Source organism: Paraburkholderia fungorum (assembly GCF_046026025.1).
GTDB lineage: Bacteria > Pseudomonadota > Gammaproteobacteria > Burkholderiales > Burkholderiaceae > Paraburkholderia > Paraburkholderia fungorum_E.
This window is the reverse complement of sequence record NZ_JAQQFL010000002.1, coordinates 410,749-433,182: the sequence shown is the minus strand read 5'-3', so window position 1 is coordinate 433,182 and position 22,434 is coordinate 410,749. Positions and strand designations below refer to the sequence as shown.

Sequence of the window (22,434 nt, the reverse complement as noted above, 5' to 3'; positions counted from 1 at the left end):
TAATCGTTATGCGGATGTATAAAGTTAAGAAATATAAAGAATAGTCTTTGTTTGTCTTATGTGAAATTAAAGAATCTAAGAATGTAATAATCCGTCTTTTTGATTAATTAATGGCGTTATGAAAGTTGCGTGGAGATTTTCCTACGTGGTGGAGGTGTGATACCGGCAGTGCGGCGGAATTTGCCGATCGTGGTTGTGCTCGCATCCTTTCTGGCTTCCGCTTTTCAGCACGTTGCACCTGCATCCACATCAACCGCTCGCCCGAGCAAACGTTCTACAATGTCGGCTGTTCTCCGAAGTGAGTTTTCATGCGTAAATTTTTTCTTCCCGGCTTGACTGCCACGTTCGCCGCAGGCGCGGCGCTGGTCGCGGCCGCAGGCTTTTTTTCTCCGGCGGCTTTCGCCAACAACGTGATCGTGCTCAATTCCGGCGAAGCCACGCTGAGCCTGATCGACGAGACCACCCGCCAGGTCGTCGGCACGGTGCCGACGGGTAAAGAACCACATCACCTGATGGCCACGCCGGACAATTCGTCGCTGATCGTCGCCAACTCGGTGTCGAACAACCTGATGTTCGTCGATCCCAAGTCGGGCCAGGTGCAGCGCTGGGTCGAGAACATCGAGGACCCGTACCAGATCGGTTTTTCGCCCGACCGTAAGTGGCTCGTCACCACCGGGCTGCGTCTGGACCGTCTCGACATCTATCACTACGACAGCCAGAAAAACCAGATGACGCTGGCTTCGCGTCTGCCGCTCGCGGTAATGCCGAGCCACATGGCATTCACCAACGACAACAAAACGGTTTTCGTCACGTTGCAGGTATCGGGCGAGCTGGCCGCTATTGATCTGGCCACGCAAACGGTCAAGTGGAAGATGAAAGTCGGCAAGGTGCCGGCCGGCTTGTGGATGACACCGGGCGAAAAGTACCTGCTGATCGGCATGACCGGATCGGATTACGTCGCGGTGGTCGACTGGCGCAACCAGAAAATCGTCAAGACGATCCAGACGGGCAAGGGCGCGCATAACTTCCGCTCGCTGGCGGATGGCAAGCATGTGGCAGTGTCGAATCGTGTCGCGAGCACCATCAGCATCATCGACGAAGACACGCTCACCAACGTCGGCGACATCACCGGTTTGTTGCCGGGTCCGGACGACATGGAACTTTCCGCCGACAAACGCTATCTGTGGGTTACCTTCCGCTTCGCGAAGCATGTCGGCATCATCGACCTGAACACACGGAAGCTGATCCAGACGATTGCCGTCGGCCGTTCGCCGCACGGTATCTATTTCTTCAATCGCGCGCCGGTTACGGCGCCCAACGGCGCTTAGTACAGTATTGACGCTGTAATCAGCGAACCGCCAGGAATGAAGCAATAGGCCCGCACCATGTTCCATCTGATTCTTTCCTCACTCGACAGCTTCGTCTCAGCCGTGCAGACGCTGCTGTACATCGACGTGGTGCAGCCTTTGCTGTTTCGCTTCGATCTGATGGGCTACGACGAAGATACCTACGACGCGTTGTATTGGGTGCTCGTAGGCGTCTTCGAGGTGCTGGCGATGTACGCGATCCTGCGCCCGCTCGAAGCGCTGCGCCCGGTGGAGCAGTGGGAAAACCGCAAGGCCGTGCGGGTCGACGTGATCTATACCTGGATCGCCAAACTCGGCATCCTTAACCTGTTTTTCTTTTTTGCGTTGCAGCCATTCTTCGACACCGTTCAGGCCTGGCTGCGTCTGCACAACATCGCGAATATCGAATTCGACAATCTGTGGCCGGGCGTCACCACGCAGCCACTCGTCACGTTCGTGATGTATCTGCTCGTACTCGATTTCGCCGGTTACTGGTACCACCGCTGGGAGCATCGGATCGGCGTGTGGTGGGAGCTGCACGCGGTGCATCACAGCCAGCAGCAGATGTCGCTGTGGTCCGACGACCGTAACCATCTGCTCGACGATCTGCTGCAAGCGTCGTTCTTCGCGGTGATCGCACTGGTGATCGGCGTGCCGCCGTCGCAATTCGTCGTGCTGGTCGCAATTACGAACCTGGCGCAGAGCGTGCAGCACGCGAACATTCGCCTGTACTTCGGCTGGCTCGGCGAGCGCCTGCTGGTCAGTCCGACTTTCCATCGCCGTCACCATGCGATCGGCTATGGGCACGAAGGCCTGACTTACGGTTGCAATTTCGGCGTGCTGTTCCCGTGGTGGGACATGCTGTTTCGCAGCGTGTCCTGGAGCCGGGAGATGGAACCGACCGGCATCCGCGATCAACTCGAAGGCCGGCGCTACGGTGACGGTTTCTGGGCGCAGCACTGGTTCGCCTTCGTACGTATTGCCGAACGCCTATCGCCGAAGCGCCGCCGCACCGAAGGCAGCGACGCCGCGCCAGTTTGAGCATTCTTCCTCCCACGCCGCCGGTTTCCCTGGCGGCGCGTCGCGTGGTTTATCCTGTCCACGTTTGCGCGCACGTTCCTGGTTCGTTTTCCGATCCGCGTTCGGGTCTGTTTGCCGGATCATTCGCCGGTTCGTCGCGCTGTTCCCCTTATTCCATCGTTTCGTTCAACGGCACTGGCTCGCATGAATGATTTGTTGCGCTCGTTCGGACGCGCGCTCGCAAGCGCGCTCCACCCGCGCATGCTCTGGCTGACCGTCCTGCCATTTCTGGCGGCGACGCTCGGGTGGGGCGTGATCCTGTGGTTTTCCTGGCAGACGCTGATCGGCGCCACCCGCACGTGGCTCGAAAGCTGGTCGTTCACGGTCACGCTCTATCGCCTGTTCGACTGGCTCGGCTTTTCGGCGCTGCATGCGGCGATCGCGCCGTTCATCGTGATTGCGATGGCGATTCCGTTGATTGTCGTTACGGTGTTGCTGTTGATCGCCACGCTGTCGATGCCGGCTGTGATCCGCTTTCTGTCGGCACGGCAATTTGCCGGGCTGGAAATGCGCCACGGCGGAACGTGGTACGGTAGCCTCGGTCAGGCGTTGTGGACCACACTGGTCTGTCTCGTGTTATTGATCGTGACGTTGCCGCTGTGGCTGGTGCCGCCGTTCTTCGCGCTGATTCCGCCGCTCCTGTGGGGCTGGCTGACGTATCGGGTAATGAGTTACGACGCGCTCGCGCTGCATGCCACGCGTGACGAGCGGCGCGCGCTGGTGCGGCGCTTCCGGTTGCCGCTGCTGCTGATCGGTATCGCGAGCGGGCTGCTGGGGTCGCTGCCTACGCTGCTGTGGGCATCGTCGGTATGGCTCATCGTGCTGTTCCCGGTGATCACAGCGGTGACAATCTGGATTTACGCGTTCATCCTCGTGTTTTCGGCGCTGTGGTTCGGCTACTACTGTTTGCGCGCGCTGCAACGCATGCGCGCGGAAGAGCACGGCCCGCGGCACCCGGCGCCGATTTCTTACTGACGAATTATTGACTAGGCGAAAGAGGCGGCAATGGCATTTGGCGTCATCATCATCGGCGACGAAATCCTGTCGGGCAGACGTGTCGACAAGCATCTGCCGAAGGTCATCGAGTTGCTGGGCGCGCGCGGGTTGTCGCTCGGCTGGGCGGAATACATCGGCGACGAACCGGAGCGCATCACGGCCACGCTGCGACGCACGTTCGCATCGGGCGACATCGTGTTTTCCACGGGCGGCATCGGCGCCACGCCGGACGACCACACCCGCCAGTGCGCGGCGGCCGCGCTCGGCGTGCCGCTCGAACTGCATCCGGAGGCCGCGAAGCTGATTCAGGAGCGCATCCGCGATATGTATCCGGCGAACTCCGCAACGCCGCTCGATCTGAATTCGTCCGAGAACCGGCATCGTCTGAATATGGGCACGTATCCGCAGGGCGCATCGATCGTTCCCAATGGCTACAACAAGATCCCTGGCTTCTCGATCAAACAGCATTACTTCGTGCCGGGCTTCCCGGTCATGGCGTGGCCGATGATCGAGTGGGTGCTGGATACGCAATACGCGCATCTGCATCACGCCATGCCGCACGCGGAAAAATCATTGCTGGTCTTCGAGTTGCCGGAGTCGCGTCTTACGCCGTTGATGGAAAAGATCGAGCATGATTTTCCAGGCGTGCGGGTGTTCAGCCTGCCGAGCGTGGGCGATGCGGAGCGCGGCGGTGTGTATGCGCGACATCACATCGATCTCGGTGTGAAGGGCGAACCGGAAGCGGTGGCCGCGGCCTTCGTGAAGCTGCGCGAAGGTGTTCACCTGCTGGGCGGCGATATTGTCGAGCCTGAGGCGGCTGCGGCCAAACCGCGCGGTTGAGTCGCATTGGAGTCGCGGCCGAGCCGCGGCTTAGCCGCCGCGCATACCAGCCTTCCTTTGGGCGTGGGCCCGTACCAGATTAAAGACACGACGCATCATCGGCCTGTCACATGCAGCGTCGACGATGCATCAAATCGTCCGTCTACCGTCTATTCTGCGAGGGCATCCTCAAGTGTCCGCATGCTTCGATTGGCACGCGCGGCCGCGACCGACGAAAGTCATTCGTCGCATCGCGCAGGCAGCAGTACGTCTACGCAAGCTCTGCTGACGCGGGCAGCGGCCATCAAGGCTGGCCCTCAGGTGTCGGTCGAGCGGCCTGAGGTAGCTCTGAACCAGCCCTGAAGCGCCCTGCAACGATCAAGCTGGCAAACAATCAGGCGCCGATCCACGGCAACCCGCGAAAGCACCAGCCCGAGACCGTCTTCCGATGCCCTTGACCGTCCTTATCGCCTTCGAAGCCCTCCAGCAGGTCGTACGCCTTGGTATAGCCCGCCTGGGTGGCGGCGATCGCGGCGAGCTTCGAGCGCGCGGCGCTGCGGCACAAAAACAGCACGGGTGTATCGGACGTGGCCGCCAGGCCAAGTTGTTGAAGGAATTCCTGGTTCGGCACGGCGCCCGGGTAGCGCGTCCATTCCACATGCGCGTATTGTCCGTCGCCGACAACCGGTCGACCGACCCAATCGAGTTCGGCGCGGGTGCGCACGTCGACAAGACGCGTGCGCGGATCGAGTTGCAGCAGTTCGAACGCCTCTGCGGGCGACACCGCGCCCGCATAGGGCAACTGGTTCTCGGTGCGGCGTTTTTCCGCCTGGGCGTACAACTGTTCGAGCGTGCTCATGAGCGCAAACCTCCGTCGGACCAAATGATCATTCTAGCGCGCGGCGTGTGGCGCGCATGCCGTTCGGACACAGCCCCTGCCTGCGCGAAACAACGGAGTGAATGCACGATCGTGGTGCATACTTCGGAAAATGCACCAAAATGAAAACATCGTTCGTTGCTCATTCGACGAATGCACTAACGCGGTGCGTTGCATCGCGCAAAGATTTAGGGGCTGCATGCCGTTCGGTGCGCCCATTCCCCGCAAACGCGCGCGCAGTGAGGTTTTGCGCCGGGTTGGCGCATACATGGCACAGAAGCTGCTTTATTGGTGCCGATCGATTTGTTCCAGCAGGCTTTTATGTTCATCCTCAACGATAGAGGGGTGGACGCGCCGGGACGGGTCAGCTAGATTGGGCGGCGGCTGAATCCGCCGAATTCGTTAATCAGGAGATAGGTTATGAGTAAATCCGTGGCCGACGTCATTCAACTCGTCAAAGACGAAGACGTCAAGTTTGTCGACTTCCGTTTCACCGACACGCGCGGCAAAGAGCAACACGTTTCGGTGCCGGTGTCGGCATTCGATGAAGACAAGTTCGAAAGCGGCCATGCGTTTGACGGTTCGTCGATTGCCGGCTGGAAAGGCATCGAAGCATCGGACATGTTGCTGATCCCGGACGCGAACACCGCCTTCGTCGACCCGTTCTACGAAGAGTCGACCCTCGTCCTGACCTGCGACGTCGTCGAACCGGCTGACGGCAAGGGCTATGAGCGCGACCCGCGTTCGCTCGCCAAGCGCGCGGAAGCGTACCTGAAGAGCACGGGCCTCGGCGACACGGCCTTCTTTGGTCCGGAACCGGAATTCTTCATTTTCGACTCGGTCCAGTGGAATACGGATCAGTCGGGCTGCTTCATCAAGATCGGTTCGGAAGAAGCACCGTGGTCGTCGGCGAAGGAATTCGAAGGCGGCAACACCGGCCACCGTCCGGGCACGAAGGGCGGCTATTTCCCGGTCGCACCGGTCGACACGTTCCAGGACATCCGTTCGGAAATGTGCCTGTTGCTCGAACAGATCGGCATCCCGGTCGAAGTGCATCACCACGAAGTCGCGGGCCAGGGCCAGAACGAAATCGGCACGAAGTTCTCGACGCTCGTGCAACGCGCCGACTGGCTGCAGCAAATGAAGTACATCATCCACAACGTCGCGCACACGTACGGCAAGACGGCTACGTTCATGCCGAAGCCGGTGGTTGGCGATAACGGTTCGGGCATGCACGTTCACCAGTCGATCTGGAAAGACGGCCAGAACCTGTTCGCAGGCAACGGTTATGCAGGTCTGTCGGAATTCGCGCTGTTCTACATCGGCGGCATCATCAAGCATGCTCGCGCGCTGAACGCGATCACGAACCCGTCGACGAACTCGTACAAGCGCCTCGTGCCGCACTTCGAAGCACCGGTGAAGCTGGCTTACTCGGCTCGCAACCGTTCGGCATCGATCCGCATTCCGCACGTGTCGAACCCGAAGGGCCGCCGTATCGAAACGCGCTTCCCGGATCCGATGGCGAATCCGTACCTGTGCTTCTCCGCGCTGATGATGGCGGGTCTGGACGGCGTGCAGAACAAGATTCACCCGGGCGAAGCTGCCGACAAGAACCTGTACGACCTGCCGCCGGAAGAGGATGCAAAGATCCCGACCGTGTGTGCCGGCCTCGACCAGGCGCTGGACGCACTCGACGCGGATCGTGAATTCCTGACGCGCGGTGGCGTGTTCACGGATTCGATGCTCGACGCGTACATCGAACTGAAGACGGGCGAGCTGCAACGCTATCGTCAGTCGGTGCACCCGATCGAATTCGAAATGTACTACTCGCTGTAAGCGGCAATGGCGCTTCGCCCTTCAAACGGCGAAGCGCGTTGCCCGACGCTCGCGATCGGTCACGAAGGGACGGCGGCGCCGTCCCTTTTTTGTTGGACCCGAATACGTCCATTCGCGACGTGCGCGGCGTCGGGGCAATGAAGCAGGACTGCAGGACAACAGGCAGTACACCTGATTTATCACCATCTCCTATCGGCCAGACTGCAAGATGGTTCTGAAGAATCTGATGAAGGCAAGGAAAGGGCACGAGCAGACGCTGTCGGATGACGCTCAGCTGGTGAGCTCCGGTTTGCTGCCGGGCTTCGAAGCATTGCCGACGGTCGTGCTGGTGCTCGAAAAGCGCACGCTGCGTGTGGTGTTTGCGAATCCGTCCGCGGAGTCGATGCTTGATCTGTCACGCAAGCAACTGACGCAGATGGCCTGGCAGGACATCTTCTCGAATGCGGACGAACTGGTCGAGACCATCTCCGCGATCGCCGCGCACCGTTTTCACGCGACCCATCTGGACGCCGTACTCGAGCGCCCGGGCCACGAACCGCTGCATGTGCATGCGATCGTCGGCTTTCTGGAGAGCGTGCAGGACTATGTGCTGCTCGAACTGTTCGAGAACGAGCGGCATTTACGTTCCGACCGCGAGGAGCGCATCAATGACCTCACGGCGGTCAACAAGCAACTGATCAGGAATCTCGCGCACGAGATCAAGAACCCGCTCGGCGGGATTCGCGGCGCGGCGCAACTGCTCGAGTTCGAACTCGGCGAGCGTCAGCGCGACGAGTTGCGCGAGTACACCCAGGTCATCATCAAGGAATCGGACCGGCTGCAAACGCTGGTCGATCGCTTGCTGGAGCCGCACCGTCATCCGCATATCGTCGGCGACGTGAATATCCACGAGGTATGCGAGCGCGTGCGCCAGGTGATTCTCGCGGAGTTTCCGCGCGGTCTCACGATCGAGCGCGATTACGACGTGAGCGTGCCGGACCTGCGCGGCGACAAGGAGCAACTGATCCAGGCGCTGCTGAACATCGTGCGCAATGCCGCGGAAGCATTGCGTGAACGCATCTCGCAAGGCGACGCGCGCATCGAATTGCGCACGCGCATTGCGCGCAAGATCACCGTGTCGAAACGTTTATGTAAGCTGGCACTGGACTTGCATATCACTGACAACGGCCCTGGCATTCCCGAGGAAATCCGTGACCGCATTTTCTATCCGCTCGTGTCGGGGCGCGAAGACGGCAGCGGTCTCGGTCTGACGCTCGCGCAGACCTTCGTGCAGCAACACGACGGACTGATCGAAGTGGAAAGCCGGCCGGGCCATACCGAGTTTCAGATTCTGCTGCCGCTCGACTGCTAACACCAAACGTATTTCAAGACTTCTGACCGACCTATATGAAGCCGATCTGGATAGTAGACGACGATCAATCGATTCGCTGGGTGCTCGAAAAGGCACTCGCTCGCGAAAACTTCGCGACACGCAGCTTCGCGAACGTGCGCGAGGCTTCGGCGGCGCTCGATCACGACAGCCCTCAGGTGCTGGTGTCCGACATCAGGATGCCAGGCGGCTCCGGCCTCGAACTGCTGCAAACCGTTCGTGACAAGGTGCCGGGCTTGCCCGTCATCATCATGACGGCGTTCTCGGATCTCGACAGCGCGGTCGCCGCATTCCAGGGCGGCGCCTTCGAATACCTCGCCAAACCATTCGACGTCGACAAGGCGGTGGAGTTGATCCGCCGCGCGGTGGACGAAAGCATGCGCGGCGAGCAGACGTGGGACGACCGCGTCGCCGAGGCTCCGGAAATGCTCGGCCAGGCGCCGGCGATGCAGGACATGTTTCGCGCAATCGGCCGGCTGTCGCATTCCGCAGCCACCGTGCTCATTACCGGCGAATCAGGCACCGGTAAGGAACTCGTCGCGCGTGCATTGCACCGACATAGCCCACGCGCGAACGGTCCGTTCATCGCGCTGAATACGGCGGCGATTCCGAAGGATCTGCTGGAATCCGAACTGTTCGGTCATGAGCGCGGCGCGTTCACCGGCGCGCAGGCCATGCGCCAGGGGCGTTTCGAGCAGGCCGAGAACGGCACGCTGTTTCTCGATGAAATCGGCGACATGCCGTTCGATTTGCAGACACGCCTGTTGCGTGTGCTCTCGGACGGGCAGTTCTATCGCGTCGGTGGCCACAATCCGTTGCGCGCCAACGTGCGCGTGATCGCGGCGACGCACCAGAACCTCGAATCGCGCGTGCGTCAGGGCCTGTTTCGCGAGGATCTGTATCACCGGCTCAATGTGATCCGCTTGCGCCTGCCGGCATTGCGCGAGCGCAGCGAAGACATTCCGCTGCTCACACGGCACTTCCTGCAAAAGAGCGCACGCGATCTGGGCGTGGAGTCCAAGCGCGTATCCGAAGATGCGCTCGCTTATCTGGCATCGCTGCCGTTTCCGGGCAACGTGCGTCAACTGGAGAATCTCGCCAACTGGCTCACGGTGATGGCGCCTGCGCAGACCATCGAGATCAAGGACTTGCCGCCCGATCTGGGTCCTGCGCAAGCAGGCGTGAGCGATTTCGCGGGTGGTGGTGGCGTGATCGGCACAGGTGAGCCCGGCCTCGCCGGTGGCGCGCCGATCAACGGCGTCAGCGCGGCCACGCAGGCTACCGCTGTCGGCATGCCCGCCGCAGTCGCTGTGAGCGCCTGGGAAGGTGGCTTGCGCACCGAAGTCGCGCGGATGTTGCGTGAGAATGCGCCCGACGTGATGGACGAACTCGCGCGCCGTTTCGAAGCGGCGGTGATTCGCGAGGCGCTGGATTTCACGCGTGGACGCAAGGTCGAGGCGGCAGAGCGTCTCGGCATTGGCCGCAATACGATTACGCGCAAGATTCAGGAACTCAATCTCGAGCCCTGATTCTCGAGCCCCGAGGTTTGCGGACGTTTGCGGGCGTTTGCGGATTAAGCGGAGCGGCACGCGAGCCGCTCCGCCCGTAGCGACGAAGACGCTCGGGCTCACAAGGCATAATCGACGCTGTTTTCATTCGACAGCCGACGATGCCCGATTCTTCCGTTCCTTTCTCCTGGCCGCTTTCCCCCGATCCCTTTCTGTCGCTAGAGGCGCTCGACGACGCCGGCGCGCTCGCGTGGGTCGAGGCGCAGAATGCCCGCACGCGTGCCGCATGGTGCAGCGGTGCGCGTTTCGAGTCGCTGAAACAGCGGCTTGCCGACGCCTATCTGCCGCGCGAGCGTCCGGTCATCCCCGATCGCTGGAAGGATTGGGCCTATGACCTGTGGCAGGACGAACGCAATCCTAAAGGTATCTGGCGGCGCACGACGTGGGCGGCCTGGCGCAGCGGCGCACCGGTCTGGCAGAACCTGCTCGATTTCGACGCGCTTGGCGCGGTCGAAGGCACGCCGTGGGTCTGCGCCGAACTCGACATTCTTTACCCGGACGGCGATCGTGCACTGATCACGTTGTCGCCTGGCGGCTCGGACGCGCTGGTGGTGCGCGAGTTCGATATCGACACGCAACGTTTTGTCGACGACGGTTTCGTGATTGCGAAGGCCGGCAAGCACACGGCCTCGTGGATCGACCGGGATACCTTGTATGTCGGTTGGGACAACGGCCGCAAGACGCTGACGCGCTCCGGCTATCCGCGCGAAGTGCGGCGCTGGACGCGAGGCAGTGCGCTGGCGGACGCACCAGTCGTTTTCAAAGGCGCGTTTGGCGACATCGGCGTGGAGGCGCATTACGATCCGGTCGAACAACGCCACACGGTGGTGAGCAGCGTCGATTTCTTCGATTCGCATACCTACTACCTCGATAGCGCCAGTGCCAATGCCGATGCGAACGATGCGGCCGGGCATGCCGATGCCTGGCGGCCGTACGACTTACCGTCGCACGTCGCGGTAGGCGGCTGGCAGGGCTGGCTGCTGCTTGAACCGCGCCTCGATTGGGACTGCAATGGTGTGCGCTATCCGGGTGGCGCATTGCTGGCGATCCGCGAAACCGCGTTCCTGCGTGGCGAGCGCGACGTGATGCCGCTTTTCACGCCGACCTCGCAAACCTCCGCCTGCGAGTGGACCCACACGCTGAACTATCTGATTGTGTCCTACCTGGAGGATGTGCAGAGCAAGACCTCGCTGTGGATCCCGTCGCAAGCGGCCGATCAGACCTGGCACTGGCAACAACGCCTCTTTCCGTCGCATGACGACGTGCAAGCCGATGTCTCACCCGTCGAGCCGACGCTGAACGACGAAGTGTTCGTCGATACCGACGACTATTTGCAGCCCCCCGCGTACTGGCTCACCGATCTTGCACAGGGCGACCTGACCGATTGGACCTTGCTCGACCGCTGGCCGACCCAGTTCGATGCAGCGCCGTTCGCGGTGACACGCGGGCACGCGGTATCCGCAGACGGTACGCGGGTGCCGTACACCGTGATCGGGCCGCGGGTTGCGCAACACGCGGTAGACGAGCAGATGGCGCAGGCGACGCAGCAGACACAGGATCAGGCACACGAAACAGCACACGATCAGACGCGCCCATGCCTGCTCAACGGTTACGGCGGTTTCGCGATTCCGTTGCTGCCGGGTTATCTGACCGGGCAGGGCATCGGCTGGCTCGCACGCGGCGGCGTGTATGTGGTCGCGCATATTCGCGGCGGCGGCGAGTTCGGCACGCAGTGGCATATGGCGGCGCAGGGCGAGCATCGGCAGCGCGCGTTCGACGATTTCATCGCGGTGGCCGAGGCGCTGATCCGCACGGGCGTGACCAGTGCCGCGCAACTCGGTATTCAGGGCGGCAGCAATGGCGGCCTGCTGGTCGCGGCGTGCATGGTGCAGCGGCCCGAATTGTTCGGTGCCGTGATCTGCGAGGTGCCGCTGCTCGACATGAGCCGGTTCCACCTGCTGCACGCGGGCGCGTCGTGGATCGACGAATACGGCGATCCGGATGAACCCGACGAGGCGCGTGTGCTTGCGGCTTACTCGCCCTATCACCGCGTGAGTGCGGACGTGGCATATCCACCCGTGCTGTTCACCACGTCGACTGCGGACGATCGCGTGCATCCCGGACACGCGCGCAAGATGGCCGCGCGCATGCAGGCGTTAGGTGCGCCAAGGGTCTGGTATCGCGAGAACACGGAAGGGGGGCACGGTGGCTCCGATGAACTGGAGCAGGCCGAGCATGACGCGATGGTTTTTGAGTTCTTGTGGCGCTGCTTGAACGGGCCGGTTTAGGTTTTTTTCACTAGTCACACGGTGTCGCGCGTTCAGCCGATCTGCGCGACAACCGGTGCGTGGTCCGACGGCTGTTCCCATTTGCGCGGCACCTTGTCGACATCGCACGACGAGCAGAGTGGGGCGAGTGCTTTCGACAGCAGAATGTGGTCGATGCGCATCCCAGCATTGCGGCGGAATGCCATCATCCGGTAGTCCCACCACGAGTAGATCTTCTCCGGCTGCTCGAACTGGCGGAACGCGTCGACGAGACCGAGTTCAATCAGCCGCACGAATTCGGCGCGTTCTTCGGGCGACACCAGATTCTGGCCTTCCCATGCTTTCGGATCGTGCACGTCGCGATCTTCCGGCGCGATGTTGTAGTCGCCGAGCAGCGCGAGCTGCGGATACAGCGCCATTTCACTCGCGACCCAGTCGTGCAGCGCGGCGAGCCAGTTCAACTTGTAGGCGAACTTGTCGGTGCCTGGCGCCTGGCCGTTCGGGAAGTATGCGGAGATGATGCGCACGCCCTCGACGGTCGCGGCGATCACGCGTTGCTGCGGGTCTTCGAACCCGGGGATATTGCGCACGATGCTGCTTTCGTCGACGTTCAGGCCGTCGCGCACCAGGATGCCGACGCCGTTATAGGTCTTCTGACCCGCGAACCAGCTCCGGTAGCCTTTCTCTTCGAGCTCGGCGCGGGGGAATTTGTCGTCGGTCAGCTTCAGTTCCTGCAGGCACAGCACATCCGTCTGACTGGTGTCGAGCCAGTCGATGACGTGCTGCAGGCGGACCTTCAGGGAGTTGACGTTCCAGGTGGCGATTTTCATGAGGTTCTCACATTCTTGCTGAGCAAGGCTTTGTGGGGTGCAGCCCCGGTGTTTTTGCTTTTCCGCTTCATTTTTTGCTTCAACGGCTGCCAATCTGGCGACCCGGATCGGGTTGGCAAGATCGGGCTGATTCCGATAGTCCCGCATCTTATCGCGCGCGACGAGCGACCGTGAAAATTGGCTCGCTGGCCGCGAAAAATAAAAGCGTGCTCCCGTCATGCCGCGGCGTATAGTGGGATCACATCTATGCGCATCGGGGACCCAACATGGCTCAAACTTATCCGGCTCTTTATAAGGACTTCGAAGTGCATCCGCTGGTGTTTTCGCGGGAGTTCGACAAGTTCGACGGTCACAAGCGTCATGCGGAAGGTTACGACGTTGCGGTACGCGTCTGCCGGCCGGGCGCGATCAGCGGCTCGAAGGCGAGCCGTGTGTTTCGTCTCGTGCTGGCGTCCACGTTCTCCGATTTCGGCGTCGCGAAACGCAGCGCGAGTCAGTACGGCGCGGACATCATCGACGGCAAGGTGGAAGGCGCGACGGTCCAGGATCTCTGAGTTGTCCGCTCATTTTCGCCATCCATGTGCCGCATGAGAGCGAACACGCGCTGTGCTTCACCTGCAATTATTTCAGGCTTATTTCAACGGATTGTTTGACGTCTCGCGATCGACCCTATATACTCTTTTTCTCTGACGCGGGGTGGAGCAGTCTGGCAGCTCGTCGGGCTCATAACCCGAAGGTCGTAGGTTCAAATCCTACCCCCGCAACCAAGCATTGTTGAAAGCCCGCTAGCGCAAGCTACGCGGGCTTTTTAACTTCCAGGCTCTCTTCGTGCATGCGGCACGCGCTCGTATTCAGTCCGGCCCGATTGCCCATTCCACTGCCGCTTGTGCGTGCAACGCGGTGGTGTCGAACACGGGTAACGGCGAATCTTCCGGTTTGATCAGTAGCGTGATTTCCGTGCAGCCGAGAATCACCGCCTGCGCGCCCCGTGCAGCGAGTCCTTCGATCACACGCTGATACACCGCACGCGAAGCATCGTTCACTTTGCCGTGGCACAGCTCGTCGTAGATGATGCGATGCACATCCGCGCGACCGGCTTCATCGGGAACCAGTGTCTCGAGGCCGTAGCGCTCGCCTAAACGCCCCGTGTAGAACGTCTGCTCCATCGTATAGCGGGTCCCCAGCAGGCCCACTCGCTCAATTCCCGCGGCGCGCAGCGCGTTGCCAGTCGGATCGGCGATGTGCAGAAACGGTATGTCGATCGCCTGTTCGATCGACTCATACACGCGATGCATGGTGTTGGTCGCGAGTATCACCAGGTCGGCGCCGCCTTGTTCGAGTTGACGTGCGGCGTCGGCCAACTGTTCACCGAGCGCCGTCCAGTCGCCGGCGCGCTGGTTGGCCTCGATCGGCGCGAAGTCGAGCGTCAGCATCAGGCTGCGGGCGTTGTGGTGGCCGCCAAGGCGTGCCTTCGCATGACGGTTCAGGAGCTTGTAGTACTCGGTGGACGATTCCCAGCTCATTCCGCCGATTACGCCGATCGTTTTCATAGTCTTGCTCCGTGGGTGGGTGGATGATGCAGGCCCGCTGCGCACCGAACGGAAGTGCCGAAGCCAACGTGGAACACCCAAGCATCGAGCGTTCGAAAAATCGAGTATAGGCGGGCGCCCGGGCCCGCAGCCGGTACGGATTCCCTTTTGCCCACCGGTACGGCGACTTGTTAAAACGTCGGCACGCACTTTCTGACGCCGATAGAATCATCATCACTCAAATAGCGGTCAACCAGAAACAAGGAACAGGGAGCGAACCATGGATCTGATCATCCGTCACGCGATGCTGCCGCCGGGCGCCACGTCACAGCACAAGCAGCAAAAGCAGCCGGTCGATATCGGTATCGAAGCGGGCCGCATCGTCGCCGTCGAACCGAATCTGGCCGCGAGCGCGCGCGAAGAAATCGACGCCGCCGGTTCGCTCGTGACACCGCCCTTCGTCGATCCGCATTTCCACATGGACGCGACGCTGTCGTACGGTCTGCCGCGCGTGAACGCGTCGGGCACCTTGCTGGAAGGCATCGCGCTGTGGGGCGAACTGAAGCCGCACCTGACGCAGGAGGCGTTGATCGAGCGCGCGCTGCAATACTGCGACTGGGCGGTCGCGCGCGGTCTGCTGGCGATTCGCAGCCACGTGGATGTGTGCGATCCGCGCCTGCTCGCGGTCGAGGCACTGCTCGAAGTGAAGCGCCGCGTCGCACCGTATCTCGACCTGCAACTGGTTGCGTTTCCGCAGGATGGTGTCTTGCGCAGCGCCGGCGCATTCGACAATCTCAAGCGTGCGATTGCGATGGGCGTCGACGCGGTCGGCGGAATTCCGCATTTCGAACGCACGATGGCCGACGGCGCGCTGTCCGTGCGCATGCTGTGCGAGTTCGCCGCGGAGCGGGGCTTGCGCGTCGATATGCATTGCGACGAATCGGACGATCCGATGTCGCGCCATATCGAAACGCTCGCGGCCGAAACACACCGGCTCGGTTTGCATGGGCGCGTCACCGGTTCGCATCTAACCTCGATGCATTCCATGGACAACTACTACGTCAGCAAGCTCCTGCCGCTGATGCGCGAGTCGGGCGTGGCGGCGATCGCCAATCCGCTGATCAACATCACGTTGCAAGGCCGCAGCGACACGTATCCGAAACGGCGTGGCATGACACGCGTGCCGGAGATGATGGCGGCGGGTATCACCGTGGCGTTCGGTCACGATTGCGTGATGGACCCGTGGTACAGCCTCGGCTCGGGCGACATGCTCGAAGTTGCGCATATGGGCTTGCATGTTGCGCAGATGACGGGCGTCGACGGCATGCATGCGTGCTTCGACGCGGTCACGGTGAATGCCGCGCGTATTCTCGGTCTGGAAGGCTACGGCATCGCGCCCGGTTGCGCGGCCAACCTCGTACTGCTCGACGCACGTGATCCGGTCGAAGCGATCCGCCTGCGCGCGGCGCGGCTCGCGGTGGTGAGCCGGGGCAAGGTGGTGAGCCGTGCGCTGGCCGCGCGCGCGGCATTGTCGCTGGAAGGACGCCCGGCGCAAGTGGATTTCAAGCTGCATCGCGATTAGCCGTACAGCGCGAGGTGTACTGATGCGGAAAAAGAAAAAGCCGGTGCCTGCTCATGCAGGTCACCGGCTTTTATCTTGACGTCGACGTCATCCGCAACGCCGGCTACTGAGGTTTCAACGCATGTTCAATGCGCCGCGCCTGGCGCCATGCCGCTGTGCCGCAACAGGGCGTCGATATTCGGCTCGCGGCCGCGGAACGCCTTGAACGATTCCATCGCAGGGCGGCTGCCGCCCACTTCCAGAATCTCCTTGCGATAGCGCAGGCCGGTCGTCTGATCGAGCACGCTGCCGCTCGCGGTTTGTGCGGCTTCTTCGAACGCGGCATACGCATCGGCGGACAGCACTTCAGCCCACTTGTAGCTGTAGTAGCCCGCCGCATAACCGCCCGCAAAAATATGGCTGAACGTATTCGGCCAGCGCGAGAACGAAGCTTGCGGCACTACGTGGAAGCGCTCGTTGATCTCGCTCGCGAGTTCGGTCGCGTTCTTCGTGCCGGACGCATCGAAACCGGTGTGCAGTTGCATGTCGAACATCGAGAACACGATCTGGCGTAAGGTGCCGAGACCGCTCTGGAAATTCTTCGCGGCGAGCATCTTGTCGAACAGATCGCGCGGCAACGGTTTGGCGGTGTCGACGTGCGAGGTCATGTCGCTCAACACGTCCCACTCCCAGCAGAAGTTCTCCATGAATTGCGACGGCAATTCAACCGCGTCCCACTCGACGCCGTTGATGCCCGACACGCCCAGTTCATCGACACGCGTGAGCATGTGATGCAGGCCGTGGCCGAACTCGTGGAACAGCGTGATCACTTCATCATGCGTGAAGCAGTCGGGCTTGCCGCCGACCGGCGCCGAGAAGTTGCAGGTGAGATACGCCACCGGCGTTTGCACACCGCCGTGCGTGTGCTTGTGACGGCCACGCGCATCGTCCATCCATGCACCGCCGCGTTTGCCTTCGCGTGCATACAGATCGAGATAGAACTGGGCGACGAGGCCGCCGTCCTGATTCTCGACGCGGAAAAAGCGCACGTCCGGATGCCAGACGGCCGCTTCGTCGCGACGGATGCGTACGCCGAACAGCGTTTCCGTGACCTTGAAGAGGCCCTTGAATACGACATCTTCCGGAAAGTATTGTTTGACTTCGTTCTCGGAGAACGAATAGCGCTTCTGGCGCAGACGTTCCGCGGCGAACGTCATGTCCCACGGCTGCAGGTCACTCATGCCGAGTTCGCTCGCGGCGAATTCGCGCAATTCCTTCCAGTCCTGGTCAGCGTGCGGACGCGCGCGCGTGGCGAGGTCTTCGAGGAAGCTCATCACTTGTGCCGGCGATTCAGCCATCTTCGGCGCGAGCGAGACTTCGGCGAAATTGTTGTAGCCGAGCATGTGCGCTTCTTCCGCGCGCAGCTTCAACTGATCGGCGAGCACCTGGGTGTTGTCCCACTCGGGCTTGCCGCCGCCGTATTGCGGACCGAGCTCGGAGGCACGCGTTACGTACGCGCGATAGATCGCCTCGCGCATCGCGCGGTTTTCCGAGTACTGCATGACCGGGAAATACGACGGGAAGTGCAGCGTGAATTTGTAGCCGGTTTTGCCTTCGCGCTCGGCGGCTTCTTTCGCGGCTTCGATCACGTCTTCCGGCAGGCCGGCCAGTTGTGCTTCATCACCGGCTTCGACGATATACGCGTAAGCATTCGTCGCATCGAGCACGTGATCCGAAAACGCTTTCGACAAACCTGCCTGGCGTTCTTGCAATTCGGCGAAATGCGGCTTCTGGTCTTCCGGCAATTCCGCGCCCGACAGGCGGAAATCGCGCAGCGCGTTGCCGAGGATCTTCTTGCGCTCGCCGGTCAGCGACGCGAAATCGTCGCTGGCGTTCAGTGCCTTGTATTTTTCATACAGCGCCAGATTTTGCCCGACGCTCGCCCAGAATTCGGTGACGCGGGGCAGATTCTCGCCGTACACGGCGCGCAATTCCGGCGTATCGGCCACGGCGTTCAGATGGCCGACCACGCTCCACGCGCGCGACAGCGGTTCAGTGGCGTGCTCGACGGGCCCGACCACGTCGGCCCACGAAGCGGGCGTAATCGGCTGGGCGGCGCGCTCGACAGCGGCAGCCGCATCGGCGAGCAGGACATCCAGGGCGGGCGTGACGTGTTCGGGGCGGATTTCGCCAAAGCGCGGCAGGTCGGAGAAATCGAGGAGCGGATTGTCGTGTTTCGAGGGGGTAGTGGACATAAGGCTTCCTGTCTGACGCGGGTGAACGGGTAATCGGTGCATCGACGGGCGTCCCTCAAGGGGATTTCCTGCGGGGCGCGCGCTGTAACACCCCGATGACACTCCGTAAGGACATTATTGGGGCAGGGCGCGCCGATTCCAATCCGTCGGCAGACAAATTATCAGATGTGGCGCGACTGTGCGCGAGGGCGGGAATCTGGCACGCGGCGCAGGCTGTGGGCATGCGCCGGCGCGCGTTCACATCTTTAAGCCTTGGCCGCCGCTTCGCGCTCGGCGGCTTCGATCGTATTGACGAGCAGCATCGTAATGGTCATCGGGCCGACGCCGCCCGGCACCGGCGTGATGTAACCGGCCACTTCCTTCACGCCCGCGAAATCGACGTCGCCGCACAGCTTGCCGGCTTCATCGCGATTCATGCCGACGTCGATCACGGCTGCGCCCGGCTTAACCATGTCCGCCGTGAGAATGTTGCGCAGGCCGGTGGCGGCGACCACCACGTCGGCGTTACGGGTGTGGGCGGCCAGATCGCGCGTCTTGCTGTGGCAGATCGTGACAGTCGCGCCCGCTTCGAGCAGCAGCAGCGCCATCGGCTTGCCGACGATGTTCGAGCGGCCGATCACGACCGCGTTCGCGCCTTGCAGCGGAATTTCGTAGGCCGCCAGCATTTTCATCACGCCATACGGCGTGCACGGGCGGAACAGCGGCCGGCCGGTCATCAGTGCGCCGGCGTTGGCGACGTGAAAACCGTCCACGTCCTTTTCCGGGGCGATCGCCTCGATCACCTTGTGGCTGTCGATATGCCGCGGCAGTGGCAATTGCACCAGAATGCCGTGGATGCGCGGGTCGCGATTCAGTTCGTCGATGCGCGCCAGCAGATCGGCTTCCGGCAGATCGGCCGGATAGCGGTCGAACGAAGAACCGAGTCCGTTGTCATGGCACGCCTTGACCTTGTTGCGCACGTAGACTTCGCTGGCCGGATTGTCGCCGACCAGGACTACGGCGAGCCCCGGTTGATGGCCGCGAGCGGTGAGGGCGGCGGCACGCGTGGCGACTTCGGCGCGCAGGGTCTTGGAAAGGGCTAGGCCGTCGATCAGTTTGGCAGTCATGGTCGGTCGAGATGGGCAGTTTGGAAAGCGGAGCAGGGCGCAGGCGCGCGTGGCATGGGCGGCGCGTGCGATGGCGCTTTTCATCGGAAATGGGGCGGCAGATGAAAAGCGCGCGGCGCGAATCGGCGATAAGCGGCGCTGCAAAGTCCGACATTATACCGACCCGGCATGGCGTGCCATGGAGGGATTGCTGGCGTGCGGGAACACGGCGGATTCGCCGTGTTCCCGGCCGTCTGGCAGGCTTCGGCTTTATTCCTGCACCGGCTGCCAGCTATCGTCCGGGTCGAACGATTTAATGGCCGCAGCGGCCCGCGCGGTCTGCGGGCCCAGATTCTTCTGATAAACCTGCCCACTCTGATTGACGATGAAGCTCATCACGCCGGTCTTGCCATACTCGGCTGGCGAAGCGATCAGACCGAACCCCCTGGTCAGCACACCATTGTCCACATAGTCCTGCGCGCCACCCTTCGCGTGCGGACCTTGTGCCGTCAGGATGCGGTAGTGATAACCGTGATACGCCTCAGTCGGCAGGGTGCCGTTGGGCATGGTGGCGGCGAGCGGTCCGAGCGGACTCTCCGTTTCGCCGGGCGCCGTCACCCAATACAGGCCGTCATGCTGGCCCTGCGTACTGACGAAGCGCTGGGCGTAGTGCTGGGTCAGGTTGTGATAGTCGTATTGCGCGTCGAGGTAAGCGAGCGAGGTCAGGATCGCCGCGTGTTCGTTGCGGCCGATGCGGCGTGTCAGCATCTCATCCTGCGCGGCGGGCGGATCGAAGCGCCAGCCGTGCGCGGCCTGCACGAGCGGAATCGGCAGCGTCCAGCCGCTGTCGCCGACCGCCAGATGCGCGGTTGCGCGCCCTTTGCTCTTTACCGGGTCCTCGACGATCTGATGGCCTTTCGACCAGGAACCGAGGAACTGGTAAATGTCGTCTTCGCCGATTCCTTCGGAAGGAATGAAGCGATGAAAATCGTTGCCGAGCACGTGTTTGAGCGCACCTTCGTCGTTGCGGGCCAGGGCGTCGACGAACGCAGCAGCGGCGTCGTCAGCCGTGGGATAGACCGCTTGCGCGTGTGCGGCGGTTGTGCCGAGCAGCAGTACCGGCGCGACCAGCAGGGTGCCGGTGCTGCAGAGGGCGACGGCGAGTGTCAGAGCGTGGGCGCGCAACGCGCCGCATGGAATTAAGCGAATCATCAGAGACTCCTCCTGATCGTTCAACGGTTGCGGCCGAGATGGCGCTCACCGCCGCCGCCACTGCCCAGTCTGCCACCACCGCCTCCGTTGCCGCCGCGCTGGATACCCCCGCCATTTGCACCGAAACCGCCGCCTGTGCGTTGCTGACCGCCACCGTTCGCGCTGAGGCCACCGCCGGAACGGTTCGCGGCTGCGTTGCGGCTCGCCTCGCCGCGTTGCGTGTCCTGCCGCGCGGTGTTGCCGTCACCGGCGCCGCGTAACGCGTTATCGCGATTGGCGTTCTGTGCGCGGTTTTGCAGATCGGCATTCTGCGTGCCGCCCTGGTGAATCCCTTGCACGCGCTGGCTCGCGTTGCCGCTCAGGTTCTGACCGGTGCGGTTCTGCAAGGTCTGCTGCGCCTGGGCACGGGCGGCGTCGTCACGGCCGCGGTAGGCATCGCGCTGTGCGCCGCCGAGGTTATTGTTGACGTTGCGGTTGAGATTCGCGTTGTTGACGTTGCGATCGACGTTAGTGTTGCGGTTCCAGTTCGTCGTGCTGCTGTTCACGTTGAGCCGGTTGTTCACATTGATGTTGTTGTACCGGTTCACGTTGATGTTGACGTCGTGCGTGTTCCAGTTGAAGCCGCCCCACAGCGAATTGGCAACGGCGACACCGGCGCCGAACGCGAGGCCGGCAGCCAAACCGCTTGCGATTGCATAACCTGGCGGCGGTGGCACATACACGGGCGGATAGGCGGGATAGGGCCACGTACCGTAGACGACAGTCGGGTTATATGTCGGCACGTACACCACCTGTGGATTGGCCGGCACGATCTGAATCGTGCTTTGCTCGACCACGACCTTCTGCTGTGAACTCGTCTTCAGATTGCCGGCGGCCTGCGCCTGTTTGCGCAGACGTTGCACGGAGTCCATCACGTCGTTGGACTGGGCCAGAAAAGCGTTGCCGAGTTGAGCGACCCAGTCGGGTTTGGACGCCATCGTTGCGAGGACCTGCGGGAAGGCGACCAGCGATTGCACGCTCGGGTCCCATGGCTCGGACGCGACCGCCTTGACAGCGTCGTCGCCTTGCAGCTTCGCGTTTGCTTTCGACCACGCGGCCGCGGCCTGCACGTCTTGCGGAAAGGTGGCCGCCATCAGCACCTGCGCGAGCAGGGCGTCCGGATAGAGCGCGATGGGCGCGGTCAGCGAATCGAGTTGCTGGCTCGATATCTTCGCGGCGCTCTGCGCATAAGCAGCAGTTGGCGCGGCGAGACCCATGAAAAATGGCGCACCTGCGAATGCGGCACAGATAAGCAACACACGCGAACGGTGTGCTCCGGATCGTTTCACGATGAAATCCTCCCGGCTGGGTTAAACGCGCGAGACCGATGCGCAGCGCATGCTGCGTTGCCCAGGCGCAATGAAATGTGAACCGTGCGTGGTGAAGCGGGGGCGGATGGCCTACGTGTGGCCGAACCGATCGATATGGCACATACGCCAGTGAAGCGGCCAGGCCGCTTTATCTGCTTTGCATCGCCTCGCGATGCTGAATACGACAACAACGACCAAAAAAACGACCACAAAAACGACCACAAAAACCGCAGTTCACCTGTCCTGTGCTCATGGGGCATCAGAGATTCCTGCTAAGGAGTTCTGTGTAAATTAGGGGACACAGCCGAGCTTGTCAATCTTGCCGGAGAAAAGAAGTTATTGCTGTTTGACGTAAGCAGATGCTGGAGAGTATGCAGTAATGCTAAATAGATACTAATGCGTCGAACCATGCGGCTCGTCGTCAGCGCATTGCGTCAGAACGCGAAGGGGAGAGT

Annotated in this window: 17 protein-coding genes and 1 tRNA gene; 11 read left to right on the top strand and 7 right to left on the bottom strand. The window is 61.8% G+C overall.

Features of this window, described 5'->3' with window-relative positions:
* The first annotated feature begins 308 nt into the window (after positions 1–308).
* From PQR67_RS04095 to PQR67_RS04080, 4 genes are all read left to right on the top strand, one after another.
* On the top strand, positions 309–1,328 hold the full coding sequence (locus PQR67_RS04095; RefSeq protein WP_408454761.1) for a YVTN family beta-propeller repeat protein: 1,020 nt from the start codon (positions 309–311) through the stop codon (positions 1,326–1,328).
* 57 nt (positions 1,329–1,385) lie between these two features.
* Positions 1,386–2,387 carry a sterol desaturase family protein gene (locus PQR67_RS04090; RefSeq protein WP_408454758.1) on the top strand — a complete coding sequence of 334 codons (1,002 nt, stop codon included), beginning with the start codon at positions 1,386–1,388 and terminating at the stop codon, positions 2,385–2,387.
* A gap of 183 nt (positions 2,388–2,570) precedes the next feature.
* Complete coding sequence (locus PQR67_RS04085) at positions 2,571–3,401, top strand: EI24 domain-containing protein (protein ID WP_408454755.1); 831 nt, start codon at positions 2,571–2,573, stop codon at positions 3,399–3,401.
* A 30-nt stretch (positions 3,402–3,431) separates the two neighbouring features.
* The gene (locus PQR67_RS04080; RefSeq protein ID WP_408454752.1) at positions 3,432–4,262 is read left to right on the top strand and encodes a competence/damage-inducible protein A; all 831 of its coding nucleotides are present in this window, start codon (positions 3,432–3,434) and stop codon (positions 4,260–4,262) included.
* A gap of 373 nt (positions 4,263–4,635) precedes the next feature.
* On the opposite strand, the gene PQR67_RS04075 is transcribed toward PQR67_RS04080, so the two are convergent.
* On the bottom strand, positions 4,636–5,100 hold the full coding sequence (locus PQR67_RS04075) for a rhodanese-like domain-containing protein (protein WP_408454749.1): 465 nt from the start codon (positions 5,098–5,100) through the stop codon (positions 4,636–4,638).
* 438 nt (positions 5,101–5,538) lie between these two features.
* Between PQR67_RS04075 and glnA the strand changes: the two genes are divergently transcribed.
* The 4 genes from glnA (at position 5,539) to PQR67_RS04055 (ending at position 12,179) form a co-directional block, all read left to right on the top strand.
* Complete coding sequence (gene glnA / locus PQR67_RS04070; RefSeq protein WP_408454747.1) at positions 5,539–6,954, top strand: type I glutamate--ammonia ligase; 1,416 nt, start codon at positions 5,539–5,541, stop codon at positions 6,952–6,954.
* 208 nt (positions 6,955–7,162) lie between these two features.
* Positions 7,163–8,305, top strand: a complete 1,143-nt coding sequence (gene glnL, locus PQR67_RS04065) for a nitrogen regulation protein NR(II) (RefSeq protein ID WP_408454744.1) — start codon at positions 7,163–7,165, stop codon at positions 8,303–8,305.
* A gap of 35 nt (positions 8,306–8,340) precedes the next feature.
* A complete protein-coding gene (gene ntrC / locus PQR67_RS04060) occupies positions 8,341–9,852 on the top strand; it encodes a nitrogen regulation protein NR(I) (protein ID WP_408454741.1) in 1,512 nt (503 codons plus the stop codon).
* 140 nt (positions 9,853–9,992) lie between these two features.
* Entirely contained in the window at positions 9,993–12,179 is a 2,187-nt protein-coding gene (locus tag PQR67_RS04055) for a prolyl oligopeptidase family serine peptidase (protein ID WP_408454738.1), read from the top strand.
* Positions 12,180–12,211: 32 nt separating this feature from the next.
* On the opposite strand, the gene xth is transcribed toward PQR67_RS04055, so the two are convergent.
* Entirely contained in the window at positions 12,212–12,988 is a 777-nt protein-coding gene (xth, locus tag PQR67_RS04050) for an exodeoxyribonuclease III (protein WP_408454736.1), read from the bottom strand.
* A gap of 266 nt (positions 12,989–13,254) precedes the next feature.
* Here xth and PQR67_RS04045 point away from each other — a divergent pair, with 266 nt between their 5' ends.
* Both PQR67_RS04045 and PQR67_RS04040 read left to right on the top strand, forming a co-directional pair.
* Entirely contained in the window at positions 13,255–13,542 is a 288-nt protein-coding gene (locus tag PQR67_RS04045; protein ID WP_028199471.1) for a hypothetical protein, read from the top strand.
* 136 nt (positions 13,543–13,678) lie between these two features.
* Positions 13,679–13,755, top strand: a tRNA-Met gene (locus PQR67_RS04040).
* 84 nt (positions 13,756–13,839) lie between these two features.
* On the opposite strand, the gene PQR67_RS04035 is transcribed toward PQR67_RS04040, so the two are convergent.
* On the bottom strand, positions 13,840–14,538 hold the full coding sequence (locus PQR67_RS04035) for an aspartate/glutamate racemase family protein (RefSeq protein ID WP_408454732.1): 699 nt from the start codon (positions 14,536–14,538) through the stop codon (positions 13,840–13,842).
* A 259-nt stretch (positions 14,539–14,797) separates the two neighbouring features.
* Here PQR67_RS04035 and PQR67_RS04030 point away from each other — a divergent pair, with 259 nt between their 5' ends.
* A complete protein-coding gene (locus tag PQR67_RS04030) occupies positions 14,798–16,099 on the top strand; it encodes an amidohydrolase family protein (protein WP_408454729.1) in 1,302 nt (433 codons plus the stop codon).
* A gap of 125 nt (positions 16,100–16,224) precedes the next feature.
* Here the strand turns inward: PQR67_RS04030 and PQR67_RS04025 are convergent, their stop codons facing one another.
* The 4 genes from PQR67_RS04025 to PQR67_RS04010 form a co-directional block, all read right to left on the bottom strand.
* Positions 16,225–18,333, bottom strand: a complete 2,109-nt coding sequence (locus PQR67_RS04025; RefSeq protein WP_408454726.1) for a M3 family metallopeptidase — start codon at positions 18,331–18,333, stop codon at positions 16,225–16,227.
* Positions 18,334–18,578: 245 nt separating this feature from the next.
* Complete coding sequence (folD, locus tag PQR67_RS04020) at positions 18,579–19,439, bottom strand: bifunctional methylenetetrahydrofolate dehydrogenase/methenyltetrahydrofolate cyclohydrolase FolD (RefSeq protein WP_408454723.1); 861 nt, start codon at positions 19,437–19,439, stop codon at positions 18,579–18,581.
* A 249-nt stretch (positions 19,440–19,688) separates the two neighbouring features.
* Positions 19,689–20,630: a DUF2950 domain-containing protein gene (locus PQR67_RS04015; protein ID WP_408454720.1), complete on the bottom strand. Its 942-nt coding sequence runs from the start codon at positions 20,628–20,630 to the stop codon at positions 19,689–19,691.
* Between the two features lie 20 nt (positions 20,631–20,650).
* Positions 20,651–21,958, bottom strand: coding sequence for a DUF3300 domain-containing protein (locus PQR67_RS04010; RefSeq protein ID WP_408454717.1), 1,308 nt, complete (start codon positions 21,956–21,958; stop codon positions 20,651–20,653).
* Positions 21,959–22,434 lie beyond the last annotated feature (476 nt).

What these genes read in the sequence shown, in the direction of transcription:
- PQR67_RS04075 (WP_408454749.1), bottom strand. Translation starts at nt 5,100, where the DNA reads ATGAGCACGCTCGAACAGTTGTACGCCCAGGCGGAAAAACGCCGCACC.
- folD (WP_408454723.1), bottom strand. Translation starts at nt 19,439, where the DNA reads ATGACTGCCAAACTGATCGACGGCCTAGCCCTTTCCAAGACCCTGCGC.
- PQR67_RS04090 (WP_408454758.1), top strand. Translation starts at nt 1,386, where the DNA reads ATGTTCCATCTGATTCTTTCCTCACTCGACAGCTTCGTCTCAGCCGTG.
- xth (WP_408454736.1), bottom strand. Translation starts at nt 12,988, where the DNA reads ATGAAAATCGCCACCTGGAACGTCAACTCCCTGAAGGTCCGCCTGCAG.
- PQR67_RS04055 (WP_408454738.1), top strand. Translation starts at nt 9,993, where the DNA reads ATGCCCGATTCTTCCGTTCCTTTCTCCTGGCCGCTTTCCCCCGATCCC.
- PQR67_RS04095 (WP_408454761.1), top strand. Translation starts at nt 309, where the DNA reads ATGCGTAAATTTTTTCTTCCCGGCTTGACTGCCACGTTCGCCGCAGGC.
- PQR67_RS04030 (WP_408454729.1), top strand. Translation starts at nt 14,798, where the DNA reads ATGGATCTGATCATCCGTCACGCGATGCTGCCGCCGGGCGCCACGTCA.
- glnL (WP_408454744.1), top strand. Translation starts at nt 7,163, where the DNA reads ATGGTTCTGAAGAATCTGATGAAGGCAAGGAAAGGGCACGAGCAGACG.
- PQR67_RS04015 (WP_408454720.1), bottom strand. Translation starts at nt 20,630, where the DNA reads ATGATTCGCTTAATTCCATGCGGCGCGTTGCGCGCCCACGCTCTGACA.
- PQR67_RS04085 (WP_408454755.1), top strand. Translation starts at nt 2,571, where the DNA reads ATGAATGATTTGTTGCGCTCGTTCGGACGCGCGCTCGCAAGCGCGCTC.
- ntrC (WP_408454741.1), top strand. Translation starts at nt 8,341, where the DNA reads ATGAAGCCGATCTGGATAGTAGACGACGATCAATCGATTCGCTGGGTG.
- PQR67_RS04080 (WP_408454752.1), top strand. Translation starts at nt 3,432, where the DNA reads ATGGCATTTGGCGTCATCATCATCGGCGACGAAATCCTGTCGGGCAGA.
- glnA (WP_408454747.1), top strand. Translation starts at nt 5,539, where the DNA reads ATGAGTAAATCCGTGGCCGACGTCATTCAACTCGTCAAAGACGAAGAC.
- PQR67_RS04025 (WP_408454726.1), bottom strand. Translation starts at nt 18,333, where the DNA reads ATGTCCACTACCCCCTCGAAACACGACAATCCGCTCCTCGATTTCTCC.
- PQR67_RS04035 (WP_408454732.1), bottom strand. Translation starts at nt 14,538, where the DNA reads ATGAAAACGATCGGCGTAATCGGCGGAATGAGCTGGGAATCGTCCACC.
- PQR67_RS04045 (WP_028199471.1), top strand. Translation starts at nt 13,255, where the DNA reads ATGGCTCAAACTTATCCGGCTCTTTATAAGGACTTCGAAGTGCATCCG.